Source organism: Massilia sp. GER05 (genome assembly GCF_052056005.1).
GTDB classification, from domain to species: Bacteria; Pseudomonadota; Gammaproteobacteria; order Burkholderiales; family Burkholderiaceae_D; genus Telluria; species Telluria orientalis.
Genome location: NZ_CP178858.1, coordinates 4,865,471 through 4,886,105 on the forward strand (window position 1 = coordinate 4,865,471; position 20,635 = coordinate 4,886,105).

The following is a 20,635-nucleotide window of genomic DNA, read 5'->3' on the forward strand; positions in this document are numbered from 1 at the left end:
CGGTGTCGCTCGCCAAAGTGCTGGCCTCGCCCGGCGGCCTGGCTCCGATGCGCTCTTGCACCGCCTGGAGCAGGCCCGGGCCCCTGAACGACTTGCGAATCGCCACCGCAACCGATAACGTTGTCTGACAAACACAACGGAGATATCATGAAAATTCATTCATTTCTTTTCGCGAGCTTGGTTGCCACCACCCATTGCTTGGCATCGGCCAGCGAACGGTTGATCATCGACGTCGCTCACGACCTCGACGCGGCCCGGCCTTCCGAGACGATCGCAATTCCCTGGCCGGCAGTCAACAAGGCATTGCCGGGGGCGCTGTTACAGCACATTGCCGTTACCGATGCGGCGGGCCATGTCCTGCCCTGTCAGGTAACGAACATTCATCCGGAGGCCAAGGATCCGGGCAATGCGGGCATCGCGAAGGGCTGGACATGTATGGCGTCGGCACGACGGTCGGCGCCGGCGGTACCGGTGGTGAAGACACAGCCGCCGGCAAACAGTCACGCGCTGGCGCAATGGGTTACCCAACGCGGCCATGGCGACTTCGGCACCGCGATCACCATGCCGGGCGCCACCGCTGTGGCGTACGCCGAAGACCGGGACAACGCGCTTATTCTTGCTACGGCCGCGTCGGGAAAGCCATTACGCTATTACCTTGGCGCAGCGGCCGGCTGGTGGAAGAACGTCCATGACCAGGCGGACTGGCACCGCAAGGTCGACGCCAAGGCTGCGCGGATTGCGGCACCGATCGGCGTCACGCTCTCGACCGCAAACCAAAACACGGCAACGGATCCGCCCGCCGAGCTTCACATGGAGCGGACGTTGATGCCAACCATGATGCGGCGGCCCGAGTAAGCATAGTCCAGCAGGTTGGGCGTGCCGTCGGCAAACGGCGCAAAGGGGCCCTGGCTGGTCGACGTGATCGCGTTGCCAAGGTTTCGGCCTTCGATGAAGACGTCGACGTTCGGCCGGACCCGGTACGAGATCTTGCCGTCGATAAAGCGGGTACCGTCGCGGAAGTTCGGCGAGCCCGGGTTATACGGCAAGACATTGGTGATGCCGCCCGCCGCGCTCGGATAGTTGGCCATGCCGGGCTGGCCGCAACCGGCGACACAGTTGAAGAACGATGCCACGGCCTGCACCGCGACGCGTGCCGACAGCCTGCCGTCGTCGTACCACAGCGCGGCGTTGTACGAGTACCTGGATTCGCGCGCGGGCGGCAGCGGCGCGCCGGTCAGCAGATCCACGAGGCTCAGGCTCGAGGCGACCGAGCGCAATCTCGTGTAATTGCCGTCGAACCCGGTATGGCGCAGCATCCACGGCAGGAACGTGAACGCGGTCCTGGCGCCCAGCTCGAGCCCCTTGCGCGTGGTCGCGACGCCGTTCGAATAGGTCGAGTAATTGAAAGGGATACCCGATAATGCCGCACCGGTGCCCGGATCGACCATCGCCGAACCGCCGAACAACATCCCTTTGCCGACGCCCTGGGGAAGCGCGGGACCGGTCTTGCCTTCCTGCCTGAACGCCGCGACGGAGAACATCGTGTCCTTGTTCGGATAGTATTCGAGCGACAGGTCCTGGTTGACGTTCCTTTGTGCCTGCAGCGCCGGGTTCCCGATGGTGCCGCTGCACGTCTGGGGCAGCCCGGCGTCGGCGACGCGTTCGTCATAGGTACAGGTCCCGGCCGGAAGCAGCTGTGCCACGGAGGGACGTGCCACGGCCCTGGCGTGTCCGTAGCGTACGACGGCCTTGTCCGGAACGACCCACAGCGCCAGGTTATAAATCGGCAGGAAGTCGTGCGTCCTGCCGTCGACCGCCGTGTTTTGCGAATACGTACTGCTGACCGTGCCGCCCGCGGCATTCGGATTGGCCGGGTCATAGCCGGCAGTCTTGGCGATCGACGTGAAATTCATCGTGCCGATGCCATGCACCCTGGTCAGGATGTAGCGGTAACCCATGTTCCCTTCCAGCTCCCAGCCGAAAGGGAACGCGACCGAGGTGAACGGGATGTGGTCGACACCGAAGTCGCCCATCACATAGAACGCCGCCGAACGCTCGGTCAGCCTTTGCACCGGCTGGTCGTATCGTTTGCCGTCGCTGCCCATGCATTGCTTGAGGCAGTCGAAGTTCAGGTTCGGCACGCCCGCGAGCGCGAACACCTTGTCGACGTCGATCCGGGTCCAGTTGTCCGGCAGGCCGGCCGGGCGCCCGGTGGCGCCGCTGAACAGCCGGGTCGGCGTCGCCTTGCCAATGAGCGATTGCCCGATGATGTCCTGGAACTGCCCGACAGTCATCACGTTCTGCCCTTGCAGGGCGCTGCGCGGATCGGAACTCTGGCCATCACCGTACTTGCAGGCGTTACCGCCCGGCGCCAGCGAGCCGGCCGTGTCCTGGCAGCCGACGAAGGTGCCGCGCAGCAGGGCCGACGGGACGATCACGGGCGGTACATAGCCGGGTTTCCCATACGTGCCCGTGGGCGTCCTGACGACCCAGCCGCGGCTGTTCCCGGCATACGGGTCCCAGGCGTCGTTGCCGGTGTCGCGCAGGTTGAGGCCGGTCTTGAAACGCTTGAAGAACGGGATCGATTCGGGCGTCGCCCAGGTCAGGTCAAGCTTGGCGGTCCGTTCGCTGGTGGCGCGGATGGTCGGCAACCAGTACGTCTCCGGCGCCTGCGTCAGCAGTGGCTGCTGCGCGGCCGTGTAGGCCGGCACGTACGTCGTGTTGTACGCCCCGATCGGGACCGCGCCCGTTGCCGAGCCCGGGAACGCCGTCGCATACTGGGCCGGGTTCGCCTGGTCTAACGTGCTGCCTGCCGGCAGCGTGTATCCCCACAACCCGTTCGGCAGGACGTGCATGGTCACGGGGCCGTAGGCGTTGTCGAAGCTGGTGCGTTTCTGTCCGCGCGTCATGCCCGAACGGGCATCGCCGACGAAAAATTCGACGGCCATGGCGCCGTTCCTGTAGGTGCCGCCCAGCTGCAGGTAGCGTGTGGTGATCCGCGCCACGTCGTGCAACTGGTCGGTCGTGGCGGTGCCGTCGCTGATCGTGTACTGCGTGACGTGGTGATTGCCGTCGACGGTGACGGAGGCCGGATTCACATTGGCGACCGTGCCCGCGAGGACGTTGTAGCCCGACGTGCTGGGCTGTTCGTACCGGTAGTAGCCGGAACCCGGCACCGCGCTGCGCGTCATGGTGGCCGGGCTGTCGCTGTAGGTCGGGCCGGCATACGTCGGGCTGTACGAACTGGCCTGGTTGAGCTGAAGATTTCCCAGGCTGTAGGTGAGCTGGCTGATGTCGTCGTTGCGACGGTTATAGCTCCCTTTTGCGTACAGGGACAACCTGTCGTTCACCTTGAAGTCGGCACGCAGATCGAGGTTGCGGCGCCTGTCCACTTCGCGCTTGACGAAGTAGCGCACGTTCGAGGGCGTGTAGTCGTTCCATTGGTTCAGGCAACTGATCAGTTCGTTGCCTCGCTGGAGCACCGCCTGGCCGCGCATGGCCGCCGACGTGATGCCGGTCGTCTGGACCTTCGTGAGCGCCGGGAAAGCGGCGTAGCAATCGGCTTTCGTCTGCGCCGCCGCCGAGCGGCTCACCAGGTCGAGCGGTGTTGCCGAATCCAGGTAGCCCCCACCCGCGAGCGGCGCGCGCAGGAAAGGCGTCGTGGCCGCGGCGTCCGCCGTGTTGACCGTGCCCGGCTGGTAGGTAAAGGTCTTCCGGGGCGATTGATCGAAGTCGAGCAGGCGAAAGTAACCCTGCTGCGCAGACTGCGCGACCTGGGCCGCATGGGCTTCGTTGTCGAGCGTGGTCGACGTCGCGTTCAGCAGCAGGCCAAGGCGGCCGTCGAGGTATTGGTGGGCAAGGATGACGTTCGCGTCCGGCGCCCATTTCCTGTTCAGCGCGCTTTGCGAGGCCGCCGTGCGAATCGACACGAACGGCTTCCTGAAATCCAGTGCGGTGCGCGTCTTGATCACGACACTGCCACCCAATGAACCTTCGGTCATGTCGGCCGTCGAGCCCTTGACCACGTCTACACTCTTGATCAGGTCGGCGGACAGCTGGCGGAATTCCACGCCGCGGCCGCCGCCGCCGCCGTTCATGTCGATGCCCCCTGCGGACTGCACGCCCTGCCCGTCCAGTTCCACGCGGGTGAGGTTGGCTTCATTGCCGCGCACGGAGACGCTGACGCCTTCGCCGAAGGTGCCGCGGTCCAGGGCGACACCCGACATGCGCGAGATCGCCGCGCCGACGTTACGGTCAGGCAGCGAGCCGACGTCCTCGGCCACGATCGAGTCGATCAGGGTGGCAGCCCCCTTCTTGCGCTCGATGCCCGATTGTTGCGAGGCCCTGGTGGCGACGATCGCTACCTGGTACGGTTCGCCGACCGCAGTGCTGGCGGATGCCGGCTGCGCGTGTCGAGCCGCTTTCGCCGGGTCATGACCGACGGGTGCGCACGTTGAGGGGCGGTCCCTGCGCGCCTTCCCTGCGGCCACGATGAATACGGCACCGCCGGCGGTGACCCTGCTGTCGAGCCCAGTCCCGGCCAGGAGCGCCGGCAGCGCGTCGGCTACCAGGAAGCTGCCCCGCACCGGATTCGTGCAGATGCCGTTCAGGACGTCCTCGGACGCCAGGACGTTGATACCTCCCTGTTTCGCGAACAGGTTGATGGTGCTCGTGGCCGGTCCAGCGGGAATATCGAAGTCCTTTTTGGCGTCCTGGGCGCGGCCTGTAGCAGGACATGCTGCCGTACCCGCGACAAGGAAGACCGAGGCCAGGAGACCGCCATGACATCCGCGCATCACGGGTGTTTTGCACCGATGACGATGCGCTCGGCACTGACCTCGACCGGGACGTTCAGGTAGGCGCCGATATCCTTCGCAAATTGTTCGGGCGCGTCGATCCGGTACTGTCCAAATATACGTTCGCTTTCCAGTGCCCGATCGGCAATGACGATCTGCCTGGCGCTATAGCGATTGAAGTCGGCGACCGCCTCGCCGAGGGTCTGTCGCGTGAACTGGAGATTCCCGTCCCGCCAGGCCAGTTTCCTTTGTATTTCCTCGGGCTGCCTGGTAACGGTAATCCGCGCAGCATTGTAAGGAAGAAAACTACGCTCGCCGGCACCAAGACGTGCCCGGGCCCGGCCGGTCCATACCTCGACGGTTCCTTCCGTGACAAGCACTTCGGCACCATTCGGGAAGCGCCGGACACCGAATGCGGTGCCGACGGCGCGCACTTCCACGCCGGCCGCCGCCACGACGAAAGGCTTGTGCTTGTCCTTGGCCACCTCGAACCACGCTTCCCCCTTGACCAGGTCGACCTGGCGTCGCGCGGTCGTGAACCTGACTTCCAGCTTGCTGTCGGAATTCAGGTTGGCAATCGAGGTATCGGCCAATGCGACCCGCCTGAATTCGCCTGTGGATGTTGCCAGCGTCGTGACGCTATCGCGAGATTGCAGCGACACGCCCACGCCGAGTATGGCGACCCCGGCCGCCAAAGCGCCGTATTTGAGCCACGTGCGGCGGCTGGCCTTCGCGCTCCCGTACCCGTCCGACCGCAGCCCGTAACGGTCTTCCCCCGGGTGGACATCTTGATCCGACACGGCCTGCGAGATCGCGTTATCGATCACCAGCGCACGGACATACGCCCCCTTGTGACGGGTATCCGCTTCCAGCCACGCATCGAGAGCCGCCCGCTCGTCCGCGTCGAGCTCGCGTTCCGACTGCTTCCGCAGCCACGCGAGGGCCTGGTTATCGATCGCTGACATTGGCTTTCCTTCCCCGGTGGATCTTGCGAGGCTGCGCGGTCGCCGGGATGCAATCCACGCCCTGCCTTTTCATCATCTCGGAGATCAGTTCCATCGCCTTGGTGGACTCATATTCGACCGCTTTCTCGGTGACACCCAGCGAATCCGCGGTCTCCTTCTGGGACAAGCCATAGATCCGCCGCGCACGAAATACCGCCCGGCATCGATCGGGCAGCTTGCCGATCAGTCCCATCACCCAGCGCAGTTCGGCGCGGCCAAACGCGGTTCGCTCGGGGCCCGGACTGTCGTCCCACAGCTCCAGGTCGCCCAGGTTCGACATGACTTCGATGTCGACGACGGCGTCGCGCCGAAGCCGGTCGGTGACGAGGTTCTTCGCCATCTGGACAATATAGCCGCGGGGGTCGTTCACGTGCGCGACGTCGTCCATCTGCATCACCTTGCAGTACACCTCCTGGATCACGTCGTCCACGTCCGCAGCACCGGCACACACGCGCCGCAAGCGGAGACGCAGCTCCGCTTCGAACGGCAGCAGGTGCACGGTAAGCCAGTTGATAGTGTCTTTGTTCATTTCTTTTTATCGCCCCAAACAGTATGGACGAACGGCGCGGAATTTTCCCTAAAAAAAATTGAAGATAGTTCATGGAAGCTGTCCAGATTGTCGTTTCCAGGCCAAAACCGGTCTGTCCAGTTGCGAACACCTATTGAAACTGCAATGATCGCCAACAGACCAATTACAGATGTGGTCGGACCAAAGAATATTTTTGGATAGACCAGAATAAAGCTCATGGAGACTACGATGAAGCATGCCAACCACCCCGCAACGCCCCGACTTGCACTGAGTACGTTCACGCTGGCCGTGCTGACCCTCATGCACCAGGCCCAGGCCCAGCAGGCGGACACACCGATGGAAAAGGTGACCGTCACGGGTTCCTCGATCAAGCGGATCGCCACCGAGAGCGCGCTGCCGCTCACGGTCTACAAGGCCGAGGAATTGCAGGCCCAGGGCTTGACCACGATGTCCGAAGTGGCGACCTCGCTGGTGACGGCTTCGACCAACGAACCGGTCGGCGGCGGCAGCAGCGGCACAATGATCAACATGCGCGGCCTGAACACCAACCGCACGCTGGTCCTTCTCAACGGCCGGCGCCTGCCGAACGAGGCGAGCGGTGCCAGTTCGGTCAACGTGGACGTGATCCCGATGAGCGCCATCGAGCGCGTCGAGGTGCTGCGCGACGGTGCTTCCTCGATCTACGGCACCGACGCGATCGCCGGCGTGGTCAACTTCATCACCAGGCGCGGCTACGACGGCGTCAAGCTGACCGGCAGCTATGTCGACCCTGAGCGCCACGGCGGCGGGCAGCAGCCGCGCCTGGCTATCCTTGCCGGCAAGGGCGACCTGCAGAAGGACGGCTGGAACGTGTACGCCGCCTTCGACACGCAAAGGCGCTATTCGCTGATGCAGAAGGACCGCCCCAATATCTGGAATCCGGACGCCATCGTCGCGCTGGGCGGGACGGCGTTCACGACCAACACCTCGGGTTCGTCGTCGGCGCCGGCTAACTTTACGGTCTACAACAACGGCAAGGCGACGAGCACCACTGGCAACCCGTACTGGTCGAGCGGCTGCGCCAGCAACTACGACGCGAGGTACAGCCTGGCGTCGACGAGGGCGAAGAACACCACGTGCATCCTCGACCCGACCCTGTACCCGCAACTGCTGCCGGACGCGATGCAGACCACGCTGCTCACCAAGGCGTCGCTGCGCCATGGCCAGGACGGCCTGCTGACCGTCGAGATGCTCAACACCGAGTCGTATATCGACGCGACGCTGCCTCCGCAGATCGTCGGCGCGCAGACGGCATACTCCGTGCTGACGCCCACCTTGCGCAAGCCGCTGTTCATCACCAACTCCAGCAAGTGGTACCCGGGCGGCACCGGCGGCGTGCCGACCGTCGCCGGCGTCACGGGACAGGACCTGGCCCTGACCTGGAGCCTGGACGAAGCCGGCGCCGCCGTCACCGACGGCCGCCAACGCACCAACCGGATCGTCGTCAACGACGAGGGCGTCGTCGCGGGCTGGGACTACCGCGTCGGCCTGAACGTTTCGCAAAGCCGCGCAACCGTCAGCTGGAAGAACGGGTTCTTTTCCACGCCCGGTCTTTACCAGGGCGTGGCGAACGGCGTCCTGAACCCGTTCGGCAAGCAGGACGCGGACGGCATGGCCTACCTGGACAGCATCAGCATGGACGGCCAGACCTACCGCAGCGGACGCGTACGCTTCTATGGCACCGACTTCAACCTGTCCCGGTCCGTGTCCGATCTTTCCGGCGGCCCGCTGACGCTGGCCGTGGGCGGCGACCTGCACCGCGACACCTGGAACAGCGACGTCGGCATGAACGCCGAGGAGGTGGTCTACAAAGTGTCCGGCAACCCCGGCACGCATCCATCCGGCGGACGCACCGTCGGCGCCCTGTATGCGGAGATCGACGCCCCGATCACGAAGAGCCTGGACTTGACCGCCGCGGTGCGCGCCGACCATTTCAGCGATTTCGGCAACACCGTCAACCCGAAGATCAGCCTGCGCTGGGAGGCGAGCAAGAAAATCATGCTGCGCACCACCGCCAGCACGGGCTTCCGTGCCCCTACCCTGCCCGAGCTGTACGGCGCGGCACGCCAACTGGTGCCATCGACCCATCGCTGGGACGACCCGCTGCTGTGCCCAGGTCCCACGCCGTCGGTCGCGGCCACCGGCACGCCCAATCCGGCCTATGCCAACCTCGGCCTAGATCCGGCGACCGTCTGCAACACCCAGCTGACCACCCTGACGGGCGCCAATCCCGACCTCCAACCGGAAAAGTCGAAGACCTTCACCGCCGGCATCGTGTTCGAACCGGTCAAGAATGCGGTGGTCTCGTTCGACTTCTGGGATGTCCGCATGAAGGGCACGATCGCGCAAATGACCGAGGATACGATCTTCAGCAATGTGCAGAAGTACGCCAACCTCTTCGTGCGCAACCCGGACGGCACGCTCAGGTACATCGACGTCTCGCGCATGAACCTGGGCGGCCTGCATACGCAAGGTATCGACACCACGTTCAGCTACACGGTTCCGACCGCAAGACTCGGCAAGTTCGGCATCGCCCTGGACGGCACCTACGTACGCAAATACGAGACCCAGTCCGATTCGGGCGGGGCCTGGGTGGATGCGGTGGGCCAGCCGGGTGCACTCGCGACCGGCTCCACGTCGGCCAATACCTACGTCTTCCGCTGGAAGTCGAACCTGCGCCTGTCCTGGTCTTACCGCGGATTCGGGACCCAGCTGACCCAGCAGTACACCTCGCACTACATCGACACCAACGCCTTGCCCAGCCAGCAGCCGGGCCAGCCGTACTACCACGTGATCTCGTCGTACAAGCTGTACAACCTGAGCACCCACTACAAGTTCAGCAAGCACCTGACGGTCAGCTTCGGTATCAACAACCTGTTCGACGTCGACCCGCCGCTGTCGAACCAGCGCATCTCGTCGCGCGTGGTGTTCGCCCAGAACGTCGCCAAGCCGATCGGCCGTACCTGGCTGACGCGCGCGGAATACACGTTCTGATCGATGAATCGAATGACGGCCCGCGGGGGCTGTCTCCTTTGCCCAGGCCGGATGTTCCTGCCTGGGATTTTTTCGCCGACCATATGACACACCTCCCTCATCCGACTGCGGCACGCCCGTTCGCCAGGACGCGTCCTTTCGCACGCGCCGCCACGGTCGCTGCATGCCTGTTCTGGTGCGCGCTGCCCGGTCGGGCCGAACCGCAGGCGTCCCAGCCCGGCGTCGAGCTTCGCTACGATTTCACGAGCCGTCCCGCAACGGACGCGATCGCAGTCCAGGCCAGGCCCGGCAACGATGTCCCGCTGTATGACGCCGCCACCGGCTACGGCTTCGTCGGCGCGACGGGGGCGCTACCGGCCCGTCCCGTCCACACGGCGTCCATCCGGCGCACGGCCGCCGGCTATGTCGTCACGGAACCCGCGCTCGATCCGAACGCAGGCACCGATCATTACAACAACTTCGGCATGGCCTTCCGCATCAAGACGGGGCCCGGCGCGTTCGCGATCCGCGTGAAGACCACATCGGACGCGGCCGACACGACGGTTGCCGTGACCGGCATGCAAGCCAGCCGCCTGTCCCAGCCGGTCTTCTGGGACGCCGCGGGCCGGCTGCCGAACAAGACCATGGCGGTGGCGCAGGGACGCGACTGGACCTACCGCTACGTGAACGGCCGCGGCGCCATCGACATCGAGATCGAACCGAAGAAGGCCGGCGTGCCGGTCGGGCTCTCGGAAATCGTGTTGAGTCCGATCCCGCCGCAGGCGCGCCCCGCCGGCGTACTGCCCGCCATCTACACGCTGGGCGATTCCACGGTCAAGTCGTACACCTTCGACGAGGCCCCGATGAGCGGCTGGGGCCAGGTCATCGGCCGGCTGTTCGATTCGACCAGGGTTCGGGTCGTGAACTACTCGATGGGCGGACGTTCGTTCCGCAGCGCCTACGCGGAAGGCCGGCTGAACGACCTGCTGCTGACCGGGTACGCCGGCGACGTCGTCATGATCCAGTTCGGGCACAACGACGAGAGCCTCGATGAGACGCGCCGCTTCGGCCGCGGCGCCACCGAGGCGATGTACGAGGAAATGATCCGCGAGGTCTACGTGCCCGCCATCCGCGCACGCGGCATGGTGCCGGTCTTCGTCACGCCGATGTCGCGCGTGAACGGCGCACAAAAGCCGGGTCAGCCCTACGTCGATTCCTTCGACAAGCGCCGCTTTCCGGACCTGATGCGGAAGCTCGGCGCCGAACTGGACGTCCCGGTCGTCGACCTGAACGCGCGCAGCGTCGAGTACTACAACGCCACCGGCCAGCAGGCCATTACCGCGATGGTGATGTCGATCGAAGCCGGGGAGACGCCGGGCAAGACCAACGACGGCAGCTATGCCAACGGTCATCCCGCCAACAAGATCGACGGCACGCATTTCAAGGAAACGCTCGCCAAACAGTATGCGCGCATGGTGGTGACCGAACTGGCCCGCCTCGCCGGTGACGGCAACCCGGGCGATCCGGTGGCCGGCCGCATGGTGGCCCAGCTTCGTCCCGAGGTGCGCCGGGCGATCGCGGTGAACGACTGGTCGCCGGTCTACCCGGAAATCGCGGCCGACATCACGGACGGCGACGGCGCCTACTATCGCAACCAGATCGAGAAACTGCTGCAATTGGGCGCGCTCCACAAGGATGCGCAGGGCCGCTTCCATCCCGAGGCGCCGATGCGAACGAGCGAGTTCCGCGAGGCGCTGGCGATGCTGATGCGCTTGCCCGCCGGGCTGCTTTCCGCCTACGCGGACGGTCCGCTGTCGCGCGAAGTCATGGGGGCCATCCTGGACGATGCCTACCACGCGACGTTCGCGGCCAAGCCCGCCTACATGACCGACTACAACGGCAAGACCCTCCTTCCCGGCAGCCCGGGCTACGACCCGAACCTGGACACCGGCGCACGCGGCGCCATGTACTACCCGCTCGTGCGCTGGACCCAAGTGGTGGACACGGGCGACGCCGCGCCGGTCTACGCGGACAAGCTGCGCGACGCCTACGAGCTGGGGCTGATCCGGTCGGAAGCCGGGATCGCCCGCGGGCGCATGGTCAACGGCCGGCTGCTCGAACCGCGGGCCGGGGTGACAAGGGTCAAGGCGGCCAAGGTCCTGTATTTCATGTGGGTTCTCGCACAAGCGCCGAAGGAGGAAAACCAACGGCGCTGAAGTGTCGGGCACGACCGGTCGGCCAGGCGGCACGAACCGGTTGTTACTGTCCGGCGTCCTTAAGCACTATCAACTGCTCTGACAACAACAAGTGGAGACAAAGGAAGATGAAGCGCTTATTCATTCGTTTAGGCGGCACGCTGACGCTGTCCGCCGGCCTGATCGCCTGTGGCGGCGGAAGCGGGGTTGGTTCGACGTCGGCGTCCCCCAGGCTCCTCGCGACGGCGGAGTCGTCCGTTACGCCGACCGCGGCCAGCCCCGTCATTCATATGCTGGGCGATTCGACGATGACGATGTACACGCAGGATCGCCGTCCGCAAATGGGCTGGGGCGAAGCAATGCCGCAGTTTTTCGATTCGACAGTCAAGGTCAACAATTGGGCCCTCGGTGGCCGCAGTTCGAGAAGTTTTTACTACGAAGCCACGCGCTGGCCCGCCATCCTCCCGAAAATCAGTGCAGGCGACTATGTCATCGTCCAGTTCGCTCACAACGATCAAAAATCGGGCTCGGATTACGCCACGTACGGCACGTACGCCTTCTGCAGCGATGGGACCATGGATGGCGAGGCATGCGTGGGCCGCCCGGACAAGGTCGACCCAACGGTCGACATCTCGGAACACTCGTATTACCAGTGGCTGAAAAAATATGTCCAGCAGATTCGAGCAAGAGGCGCCAATCCAATCCTGATATCCCCCATCGTGCGCAAATACTTCAGCGGCACGACGATTACGCCGACTGGACAGCACAATGTCGGCGTGATCGGTGGAGAAACCTATGCTCGCGGAGATTATGTCGCCGCAATGAAAGCAGTGGCGGCCAAGTACTCCGTTCCTTTCGTCGATATCACTGCCGAGACCAGGAAGATCGTGGAAAGCTACGGCGACGCGGCGGCGACGGCAAACCTCTATATTGCGGCGGACAGCACTCACCCGCAGGTCTTGTTTGCCAATCTGATCGCCAAGCGCGCGGTCGAGGGGATGAAGAAGCTCGCCATTCTGAATGACCATATGGTACCGGTCACCTCGCTCATCGCCAGCCCTGGCACTCTGGACTACGCCACACGCTACGTGGGCATGCCGACGACAAAAAGCGTGACGCTGTCCGCATTCGACCTGGACCCCGCGGCGGGAACGGTCACCGTGACGGCCCCGACGAATTTTTCCCTATCGCTGGATAACGTCAACTGGACACAGAGTGTCGGCATCCCTTTTGCAAACGGAGCATTCATTCAACCGCTGGCGGTCCGGTTCACGCCGGGTGAAGCGAAGAGCTACGGCGGCAATGTCAGCTTTACCGTGGGTAACGTGCCTCTGAATACGACGCTGGCTGTCCAGGGAACCGGTATTTCCGCCGCCGGCGGCATCCCCTCGTATGCCAGCTGGTTTACCGCCGGCACCTCGCTCTCGCCGGTTACCGATGGGCTTGTCACCGGCAGCAATGCCAGCGTGAGCGGGCTCGTTGCGCAGTCATCGAAGGTGATTGCGGTCGATGGCCAGGACACGACGGTTGCCCGTTACGTGGCCGATTCGCCGGTACGCAATGACCGCCAGTTCCTGCAATTCGCCGTCTCGCCCGGAAATGGCACTTTTACGGTCGACACGATTTCCACCTACCTGACCAGCAGCGGTGGATCGACGGTGGTCGCCGATATCGAATACTCGCTGAATTCGGATTTCTCGGGTTCGACCAGGCTGAATACTGCACCCTTGAAGTTCGTGAAGGACACGTTCACGGCGAGGCTCGTCTACCCCGTCGTTGTCCAGGTACCGGCCGGGCGCACATTGTATGTCCGGGTATTCCCGTGGAATACGGCCGGCACCCTGGGAAAAATGCTGGCCATTTACGGCGTCAAAGTGTCGGGGAGTGCAAAGAACCCGGAGCCGACGTTTGTCGACGGCACATCCGGTTTCTCGTTGCTGCGCTCGGGCCTGACATGGAACCGGATCACCAATAAATATACGGCATCCATCACGCTGACCAATACGAGCGGAACCACGCTCACGGGTCCGTTTCAGCTGGCATTCAACCACCTCACCGCCGGCGTCACGCTCGACAACGCCAGCGGCACGCACGACGGCGTCTCTTACATCACCGCTGCCGCCGCTGCGCTCGCGCCCGGCGCATCGCTTACCGTGCCGGTCACCTATAGCAACCCGAACAAGGTCGCCATCGCTTACACGAATTCGATTTATATCGGCAATTTCTAAATCCGGAAAGACTCAATCATGCGTAATGTAAAAACGTTCGTTCCGCAATGCCTGTTCGCATGGGCGCTGTTTGCACATGGCGCTGCGCAGGCAGTCCCGCGCTACCACGTCACCGTGAACACCGCTGCCCATACCGGCCAGGCGCTGATGGATTTCACCTTCCTGGCAAATGCGGGGGCGACGCCGGCGACTGCCGTGCTGAACCACTTCGTCGGCGCGTTCGGCCCGGAGTTCGATCGCTCCACCGGGGTGACCGGCCTCGTGCCAGGGCAGGTCGCACTCGGCAATCAAGGCGGAGGAAGCTATTTCACCCAGTGGGTCAGCCTCGGAGGACTGTTCAGCTTCGATGTGCAGTTCGATGGCGACTTTGCGAGCACCGTCAATGTCGATGCGTCGCAGTTCAACGCCACCTTGTATAGCAGCGGCTTCGGCAGCTACATCGGCGGAGCCGGCAGTTTCGCCGCATTCGAATTGCTACCGCTTTCCAATGGCTCGCCCGGTCAGGTGCTGGTCTCCTCACCCAACGGCATGGGGACAGTGAGCGCCATTCCCGAACCGTCGGGATTGTTTTTGAGCGGATTGGCCGTGCTGGGCCTGGTTCGACGGCACAAGCGTCGCCGCGCGGCGGCATCGCGACATGCCCCGTCAACCGGTCACGACATCTAAATCGGAGCGTCCATGAAAACAATCATTCTGAAGACCCTGGTATTGGCAACCCTCGCCGCCGGGCAGGCCTACGCGGCGCCCATTTCCCTGGACAAGACTGCCAGCATCACCGCGAGGTATAACGGCAACGCCGCGGATATTGTCGGACTCGATCATGATTTCCAGGTCGAAGCCGGCAGCAATACGACCACCCTTGACCCCAGCAACACCGGCGTCGAATTCCTGACCGCCGACGCCTTGTTCGGATTCGATTTCTCGACAACCGGCCTGCTGACCGTCTACAACAACCTGCCGGCCGCCAGCAATGCCGACTACCGGCTGACCTTCGATTTCGGCAGCGGCCTGGCGCACCCGATCGCCAGCTTCACCCTCGTCGACGGCAGCGGCCTGGTGAGCGGCGTGCCGGGCCTGACGATCCTGGGCGACCACGGGATCGGGTTGGATTTGAGCGGACTCGTCTGGACCGACGGCTTCGGCCAGTTCAGCGCCCAGCTCGGCACCACCGCGGTGCCCGAACCGGCCAGCGCGGCCCTGTTGCTGGCCGGCGCGACCGGGCTGGCAGCTGCCCGCCGCAAGCGCACATCACGTGCCTGATCGACGACCGTCCCCTTCAAGGAGAATCGAATGCGATACCTGAACGTCAAGGCGGCGCTGCGCGCGACCGCCCTGCTTGCGGGCGCCCTGTGCGCGGCAGGCAATATGGCGACCATTGCACATGGCGCCACGACCGACCCTGCCCGTGCGACCGCGCCTCCAGATGGCTGGGCCAGCCAGGGCGGAGGCACCACGGCCGGCGCCGGCGCCACCGCCGACCAGATCTATACCGTCACCAACCGAGCCCAGCTGCTGGCAGCGATCGCCAACGGCGGCACGACGCCGAAGATCATCAAGCTGGCCGGCACAGTCGACATGACCGAGGGCAAGCCATACACCTCGACCTTCGACCAGGCGGCGCGCGGCGCCATCCGCCTCAAGAGCAATACGACGCTGATCGGCGACGGCGCGAGCGCCGGGCTCGTCAACGGCCACATCATCCTGTCGAACGTCAGCCAGATCATCATCCGCAACCTGAAGATCCAGAATCCGTGCGACGTCGGGCCGATCTGGGATCCGACCGACGGATCGACAGGCAACTGGAACGCGGCCTATGACGCGATCGGCATCTCGGGCTCGGATCACGTGTGGATCGACCACAACTCGTTCACCGACGCGCCGGTCACGGACAACTTCCTGCCGATCGAGAACGGCCACGTGAAGCAGTGCCACGACGGCGCCGTCGACATCACCAACGCGTCCGACTACGTGACGGTGTCGTACAACGTGTTCGGCGAGCACGACAAGAACAACCTGGTCGGCTCCAGTCCTACCGCCACGGCGGACGAAGGCAAGCTGCGCGTCACCTTCAGCAACAACGTGTTCCGCGCGATCCAGTCGCGTGCGCCGCGCGTGCGTTTCGGCCAGGTCCACCTCTTCAACAACTACTACGTGGGCAGCAAGACGGCCGACGTGTACAAGAACAGCTATAGCGTGGGCCCCGGCGCGAACGCGAAGATCCTGTCGAACGCGAACGTGTTCGAGATCGCGGGCGCGAGCGGCTGCGACAGCGTGGTCAGGAATCCGGGCGACGCCACGGCCGGCACCTTCAAGGACACCGGCTCGCTGCTGAACGGCGCGGCACTGGGCGCGTGTGCGGTGTCGAACGCGACGACGTGGACGCCGCCGTATGCCTACACACTCCGCCCCGCCGCGCTGGTCAAGGCGAATGCGCTGGCGCAGGCCGGTGGCGGCAAGCTGACGACGGCGATCACCGGCACCGGCAAAGTCACCGTCGACACGGGCCCCGTCCTGAACTGCCCCACGTCCGGCCTCTACTTCTGCGACGACTTCCAGAACGATACGGCCGACAAATGGGACCTGAAGCCGGTAGCGGGACCGAACGGCAGCTTCAGCGTCGTTCCGGAAGCAGCCGGCAGCGCCAGCAAGGTGTTGCAGTACACGGCCGCCACGACCGGCGGCGTGCTGGCCCTGGTCAAGCCTGGCGCATTCACCGGCGTCGCGTCCGCGGACTACTACCTGGAGGCGCGCATCCGCCCGATGACCAACGGCGCCACCAGCACCAAGCAGCTCTACCTGATCACCCGCTACGTCGATGCCGGGAACTGGTATGGCGCCGGCCTGAACGTGCAAAGCAGCACCACCAGCACGCAGGTCGAGATCGCCAAGATGCTGAACGGCTCGCTGAGTCGCGTGGTCCAGGCAAGGTCGCCGATTGCCATGGACGCCCAGTTCTATACCGTGCGTTTCGAGCTGATCGGCAGCAAGCTCACCGTCTACCTGGACGGCAAGAACATGGGCTCGGTGACCGATGCGTCGTTCACGCAGCGTGGCCTGATCGGCCTGTACACGACCAACAAGTCGTTCCAGATCGACGACGTGCACGTGGGCGACCCGCGCATGAAACCGGTGCAGCTGACCCTGAACCCATCGGCCCCGACCTATACGGCGGAAGCGGGGGATGCGCCGACACGCATCACCGTCACCGCCGTCGCCGCCGATGGAGCAGCCGACAGCTTCGCCGTCAGCTCCAGCAATCCGGGCGTGGTCAGCGCGGTCGCCAGCGGGAATACCGTCACGCTGACGCCGCTGTCCGCCGGCAACGCCAGCATCGTCTTCACCAGCGGTTCCGAATCCACGCTCACCCGTACCGTCACGGCCAACGTGGCGCCGCAATTCGTCCAGCCAACCCAGACTTACCGGCTCCAGGGCGCAAGTGCTCCGGCCGCACGGGCCAGCGCCGCCAACATCGATACCGTGCTCAAGCTCACCTTCGACAGTCCGCCGACGCTGGGCACGAACGGCAGCATCCGCGTCTTCCGCATGGCCGACGATAGCCTGGTGGACGTGATCCGCACTCGCGGGGAGACGGACGCGATCGGCTATGCCGGGCAGACCGTCGTTCGGCGCGTGAACACGACGCCGATCCGGATCGACGGCAATACGGCGACGATCGCACTGCACAGCGGCAAGCTGGACTACGGGACCGACTATTACGTCGCCATTGCAGACGGCGTGTTCACCAATACCACGCTGGGTGGCACGCCTTTCGTCGGCATTGGCAAGCTGGGCGGCTGGTCGTTCACCACGAAGGCGGCCGCACCGACCGCCAGCACAGTCACGGTCGATGACGACGACGATGCAGCGGATTTCCGCACGGTGCAGGGCGCGCTGAACTACGCGATGCAGAAGTTCTCGAAAACGGCGCCGGTGACGGTCAACGTGAAAAACGGCACGTACGATGAATTGCTGTTCTTGAAGGGCAAGGACAACGTGACGATCAAGGGCGAAAGCCGCGACGGCGTCCTGGTCCGCTACACCAATAACGACAGCCTGAATCCGGGCACCGGGGCGAGCCAGCCGCCGACCACGACCGGTTCCCCGGCCGGCGGGCGTGCGGTGATGCTGATCGAGTCTTCGGACATGCTGGTGCTCGACAATCTCAGTCTGAAGAACACGACCATTCTCTCGCCGTCGATCTCGGGCCAGGCGGAAACGCTGTACTTCAACAGCGACACGCGCCTGGTGGCGAAGAACGCCAGCTTCTACAGCGAGCAGGACACGCTGAACCTGAAGGGCTGGGCATGGTTCTACAATGCCCTGGTGGCCGGTAACGTCGACTTCATCTGGGGCGGCAGCCACGCAGCCCTGTTCGAGAACAGCGAGATCCGCAGCGTCGGCATCAGTACCAGCGCGACCGGCGGCGGCTATGTGCTGCAGGCCCGCGTGCCGTCCGCCAGCGACATCGGTTACGTGTTCCTCAACAGCACGCTGACCCATGGCCCGGGCCCCGGCCCCAATCACGGCGACATGCCGGCGGGTGCCACCTACCTGGCGCGCAGCCCGGGCGGCACCGCGTCCTGGGACAACATCGCCTTCATCAACTGCAAGATGGATACGCACATCGCAGCCGCCGGGTGGGCCGGGCTGGGCGTGAACGGCCAGCCTGCGCCGAACCCGACCGTGCCAAACGCCAGTTCCGGCTGGCGCGAGTACGGCAGCACGACACTGGCCGGCACACCGATCGACCTGCGCATGCGCGTAGGTGGCTACACGCTCAGCGATGCCGACGTTGCGGACAGGTTCGCAACCCGCGCAAAGGTATTCTCAGCCTACGGCGACGGTGTGGGCTGGAATCCGCAGCCGTAAGCGCACGCGAGACTTGGGAGCGCCCCGCACGTTCGCGGGGCATTCTTCTTGCGACGCTGTACAAGGACGCTGTGGTCCGACCGGTTCCGTCAAGCGGCTCGACACGCGGCGCATGTAGTCGCGTTCGCGCCATAAACCAATGGGGGATTCAGACCATCTTCGACAGTTGTGAAGCGTGCCGCAGACATAGACCAGCGCCACAGCGCCGATCCATAGAAATGCTGGAGGCGAGGACGGGAGTCGAACCCGTCTGGCGCGACTGGAGCGCAAGCAAGGACCAGCCAGCTGCGCCTGGGCGGCGCGGACGATGTCCTGCGGCTACACGTTACGCTGCCAGAAATGGTTCTGGATAGGTTGGCCAGCCCCTCGCACGTTGTCTCGCCAACCCGGAATCGCGGCAACAATACTAATGTGGCGTGTGCCGCACTAGCGACCGCGGCTCTCGAATACCACCTTCCCGCACCAGTAAGTCGACACCATGACCGCATCATTTTCGACTGACTTGGAACTCAGTGAATAAAACAATTGATATGGACTAAGATATTGTTGAACCGCTGTTGAATTGCAGCGTCAAATTGATGAATGAAAGGAATGGCGCCCAGTATACGGAAGACACACCAACCGCAGTCGCAGTGGAAACTCCAAGCATTGCCTGAGTTCGGCATCTGTCCTCCGACCATAATAAATCCAAAGCCTCTCGCAATCTGACATCTTTCCGAGTTTTTTCAAGGACTTCTGTCGAGAAGCAGAGTCAATTTCAATAGCCAGAATTATCTTCGAGTCGCGCAGCCACGCGACATCTATAAATCCGCGGTACTCTCCCTCCATTTCCGGCACTTCGAATTCCGCCTCCCCCACGCAGCCAAAGTCTGCCGCGAGCGCGACTAACATTCGTTGATAGTTACGATGGAATTCCATTTTCGAACGAGCATGTGCTTTGATGGTGTCGTAACAGGCCTCCACTCGCCGCACCAGACCGTCAAGATCAATCGATTCCATTTTCCGCGTTGGTCTCTTTGTTAATTTTCGCTCGAGTCATTCGATTTCACGGCGGCCAGTTCAGCCATCGTCATGTCGTTAACATGTTTGTATGCACCCTCGATCGGCGGAACACCAATCAGGCGGGCCATTGAATATTAACTGGAACTCTCACGGCGAGGGCCACCACCCAGCACATCTCCGACAAGGCCAATGACCGCCGAGCCGTCGTCCACAACTGCCCAGGCCGCCAGCGGGAACACGATGGGCTTGCCGCTCACTTCGTCCTTGGACACAAAGTGCCACCCATCGGCCGGTGAGGTTTGTTTGTACATTGCCTTCATCCCTTCCAAAAATATCGGAGCTGTTGCCATAGCTTGTTGAGGTCCCTCATTAACGTCGTGTTGCACTCGACTTCTCAGACGTTGATGCCCGGTTAGTCGAAGACCAGTTCACGAGAGAGTGTTTCGGTACATTTCGCAGCGTCAATTATCACTTGAGCGCCCTCGACGCGCGCTGCGCGAGCCGGTGCGAATGTTGACACCGTTGTGAGTCTCGTGGCGCTGAATTGCCTTGATGAGAGCCGAACCAGATCCGTAAGATCAACGGGAATCAAACTGACCTATCAAGTACGTACAACCGAATTCCAATTCGCCGCCATCCATTAAAATCACTTTTGCCTTATCGTCTCTTAATCCGGCAATATCGTCCAATAGAGAAAAGCCTCTCGCATCACGAAGCGCGGACTTCTGATGAACCAAGCCGCTTGAGTTAGAAGGTGGCGGAAGTTGGCATTCAAAATTGCATGACGTGAGTGATCCCCGATCTAATGGCGATTGCCCGGGGTTTGATTTACGTTGCCTGATCTCCGTCAAGCAAACCCCTTCGTTTGATTGCCAGCTACTAGGCTTGCGTGCAGACTTCCTCGAAACAATGGCTCTCAGTTATTCAGCAGCCAGACTACAAAATGACAGGGAAGGCAATCTCATGAGCGCTAGATGGCTTGGGTCGTCCCATTTCGCTT

At 63.4% G+C, this 20,635-nt stretch carries 13 protein-coding genes; 7 read left to right on the forward strand and 6 right to left on the reverse strand.

Translation table 11 applies throughout. The features are described from left to right. The first annotated feature begins 147 nt into the window (after window positions 1-147). Window positions 148-855, forward strand: coding sequence for a DUF4861 family protein (locus ACL58G_RS21525; RefSeq protein ID WP_440963092.1), 708 nt, complete (start codon window positions 148-150; stop codon window positions 853-855). Here the strand turns inward: ACL58G_RS21525 and ACL58G_RS21530 are convergent. Genes ACL58G_RS21530 through ACL58G_RS21545 form a run of 4 tightly spaced genes read right to left on the reverse strand, consistent with a single transcriptional unit; the run spans window position 807 to window position 6,547 of the window. Continuing rightward, on the reverse strand, window positions 807-4,796 hold the full coding sequence (locus ACL58G_RS21530) for a TonB-dependent receptor (protein WP_440968085.1): 3,990 nt from the start codon (window positions 4,794-4,796) through the stop codon (window positions 807-809). The genes ACL58G_RS21525 and ACL58G_RS21530 overlap by 49 nt on opposite strands. Beyond that, window positions 4,796-5,761: a FecR family protein gene (locus ACL58G_RS21535; RefSeq protein WP_413388463.1), complete on the reverse strand. Its 966-nt coding sequence runs from the start codon at window positions 5,759-5,761 to the stop codon at window positions 4,796-4,798. The genes ACL58G_RS21530 and ACL58G_RS21535 overlap by 1 nt, the downstream gene beginning before the upstream one ends. Next, window positions 5,745-6,329: an RNA polymerase sigma factor gene (locus tag ACL58G_RS21540; RefSeq protein ID WP_440963093.1), complete on the reverse strand. Its 585-nt coding sequence runs from the start codon at window positions 6,327-6,329 to the stop codon at window positions 5,745-5,747. The genes ACL58G_RS21535 and ACL58G_RS21540 overlap by 17 nt, the downstream gene beginning before the upstream one ends. Next, entirely contained in the window at window positions 6,326-6,547 is a 222-nt protein-coding gene (locus ACL58G_RS21545) for a hypothetical protein (protein WP_440963094.1), read from the reverse strand. Before ACL58G_RS21545 ends, ACL58G_RS21540 begins: the two co-directional genes overlap by 4 nt. Before the next feature lie 10 nt (window positions 6,548-6,557). Between ACL58G_RS21545 and ACL58G_RS21550 the strand changes: the two genes are divergently transcribed. The 6 genes from ACL58G_RS21550 to ACL58G_RS21575 all read left to right on the forward strand — a co-directional run bounded on the left by ACL58G_RS21550 (window position 6,558) and on the right by ACL58G_RS21575 (window position 18,633). Beyond that, the gene (locus tag ACL58G_RS21550) at window positions 6,558-9,362 is read left to right on the forward strand and encodes a TonB-dependent receptor domain-containing protein (protein WP_440963095.1); all 2,805 of its coding nucleotides are present in this window, start codon (window positions 6,558-6,560) and stop codon (window positions 9,360-9,362) included. A gap of 83 nt (window positions 9,363-9,445) precedes the next feature. Then, window positions 9,446-11,557, forward strand: a complete 2,112-nt coding sequence (locus ACL58G_RS21555) for a GDSL-type esterase/lipase family protein (RefSeq protein WP_440963096.1) — start codon at window positions 9,446-9,448, stop codon at window positions 11,555-11,557. Window positions 11,558-11,664: 107 nt separating this feature from the next. Beyond that, window positions 11,665-13,764, forward strand: a complete 2,100-nt coding sequence (locus tag ACL58G_RS21560; protein ID WP_440963097.1) for a GDSL-type esterase/lipase family protein — start codon at window positions 11,665-11,667, stop codon at window positions 13,762-13,764. An 18-nt stretch (window positions 13,765-13,782) separates the two neighbouring features. After that, a complete protein-coding gene (locus ACL58G_RS21565; protein ID WP_440963098.1) occupies window positions 13,783-14,430 on the forward strand; it encodes an NF038129 family PEP-CTERM protein in 648 nt (215 codons plus the stop codon). A 12-nt stretch (window positions 14,431-14,442) separates the two neighbouring features. After that, complete coding sequence (locus ACL58G_RS21570) at window positions 14,443-15,024, forward strand: PEP-CTERM sorting domain-containing protein (RefSeq protein ID WP_440963099.1); 582 nt, start codon at window positions 14,443-14,445, stop codon at window positions 15,022-15,024. A gap of 30 nt (window positions 15,025-15,054) precedes the next feature. Beyond that, window positions 15,055-18,633, forward strand: a complete 3,579-nt coding sequence (locus ACL58G_RS21575; protein ID WP_440963100.1) for a pectinesterase family protein — start codon at window positions 15,055-15,057, stop codon at window positions 18,631-18,633. 570 nt (window positions 18,634-19,203) lie between these two features. Here ACL58G_RS21575 and ACL58G_RS21580 read toward each other — a convergent pair. Both ACL58G_RS21580 and ACL58G_RS21585 read right to left on the reverse strand, forming a co-directional pair. Next, window positions 19,204-19,632, reverse strand: coding sequence for a hypothetical protein (locus ACL58G_RS21580; protein WP_440963101.1), 429 nt, complete (start codon window positions 19,630-19,632; stop codon window positions 19,204-19,206). Window positions 19,633-19,769: 137 nt separating this feature from the next. Further along, window positions 19,770-19,946, reverse strand: a complete 177-nt coding sequence (locus ACL58G_RS21585; RefSeq protein WP_440963102.1) for a hypothetical protein — start codon at window positions 19,944-19,946, stop codon at window positions 19,770-19,772. Window positions 19,947-20,635 lie beyond the last annotated feature (689 nt).

Bases quoted from the DNA above. Each gene is read 5' to 3' on its own strand.
- ACL58G_RS21570 (WP_440963099.1), top strand. From the start codon at position 14,443: ATGAAAACAATCATTCTGAAGACCCTGGTATTGGCAACCCTCGCCGCC.
- ACL58G_RS21575 (WP_440963100.1), top strand. From the start codon at position 15,055: ATGCGATACCTGAACGTCAAGGCGGCGCTGCGCGCGACCGCCCTGCTT.
- ACL58G_RS21565 (WP_440963098.1), top strand. From the start codon at position 13,783: ATGCGTAATGTAAAAACGTTCGTTCCGCAATGCCTGTTCGCATGGGCG.
- ACL58G_RS21550 (WP_440963095.1), top strand. From the start codon at position 6,558: ATGAAGCATGCCAACCACCCCGCAACGCCCCGACTTGCACTGAGTACG.
- ACL58G_RS21560 (WP_440963097.1), top strand. From the start codon at position 11,665: ATGAAGCGCTTATTCATTCGTTTAGGCGGCACGCTGACGCTGTCCGCC.
- ACL58G_RS21530 (WP_440968085.1), bottom strand. From the start codon at position 4,796: ATGCGCGGATGTCATGGCGGTCTCCTGGCCTCGGTCTTCCTTGTCGCG.
- ACL58G_RS21585 (WP_440963102.1), bottom strand. From the start codon at position 19,946: ATGTACAAACAAACCTCACCGGCCGATGGGTGGCACTTTGTGTCCAAG.
- ACL58G_RS21580 (WP_440963101.1), bottom strand. From the start codon at position 19,632: ATGGAATCGATTGATCTTGACGGTCTGGTGCGGCGAGTGGAGGCCTGT.
- ACL58G_RS21535 (WP_413388463.1), bottom strand. From the start codon at position 5,761: ATGTCAGCGATCGATAACCAGGCCCTCGCGTGGCTGCGGAAGCAGTCG.
- ACL58G_RS21525 (WP_440963092.1), top strand. From the start codon at position 148: ATGAAAATTCATTCATTTCTTTTCGCGAGCTTGGTTGCCACCACCCAT.
- ACL58G_RS21555 (WP_440963096.1), top strand. From the start codon at position 9,446: ATGACACACCTCCCTCATCCGACTGCGGCACGCCCGTTCGCCAGGACG.
- ACL58G_RS21545 (WP_440963094.1), bottom strand. From the start codon at position 6,547: ATGAGCTTTATTCTGGTCTATCCAAAAATATTCTTTGGTCCGACCACA.
- ACL58G_RS21540 (WP_440963093.1), bottom strand. From the start codon at position 6,329: ATGAACAAAGACACTATCAACTGGCTTACCGTGCACCTGCTGCCGTTC.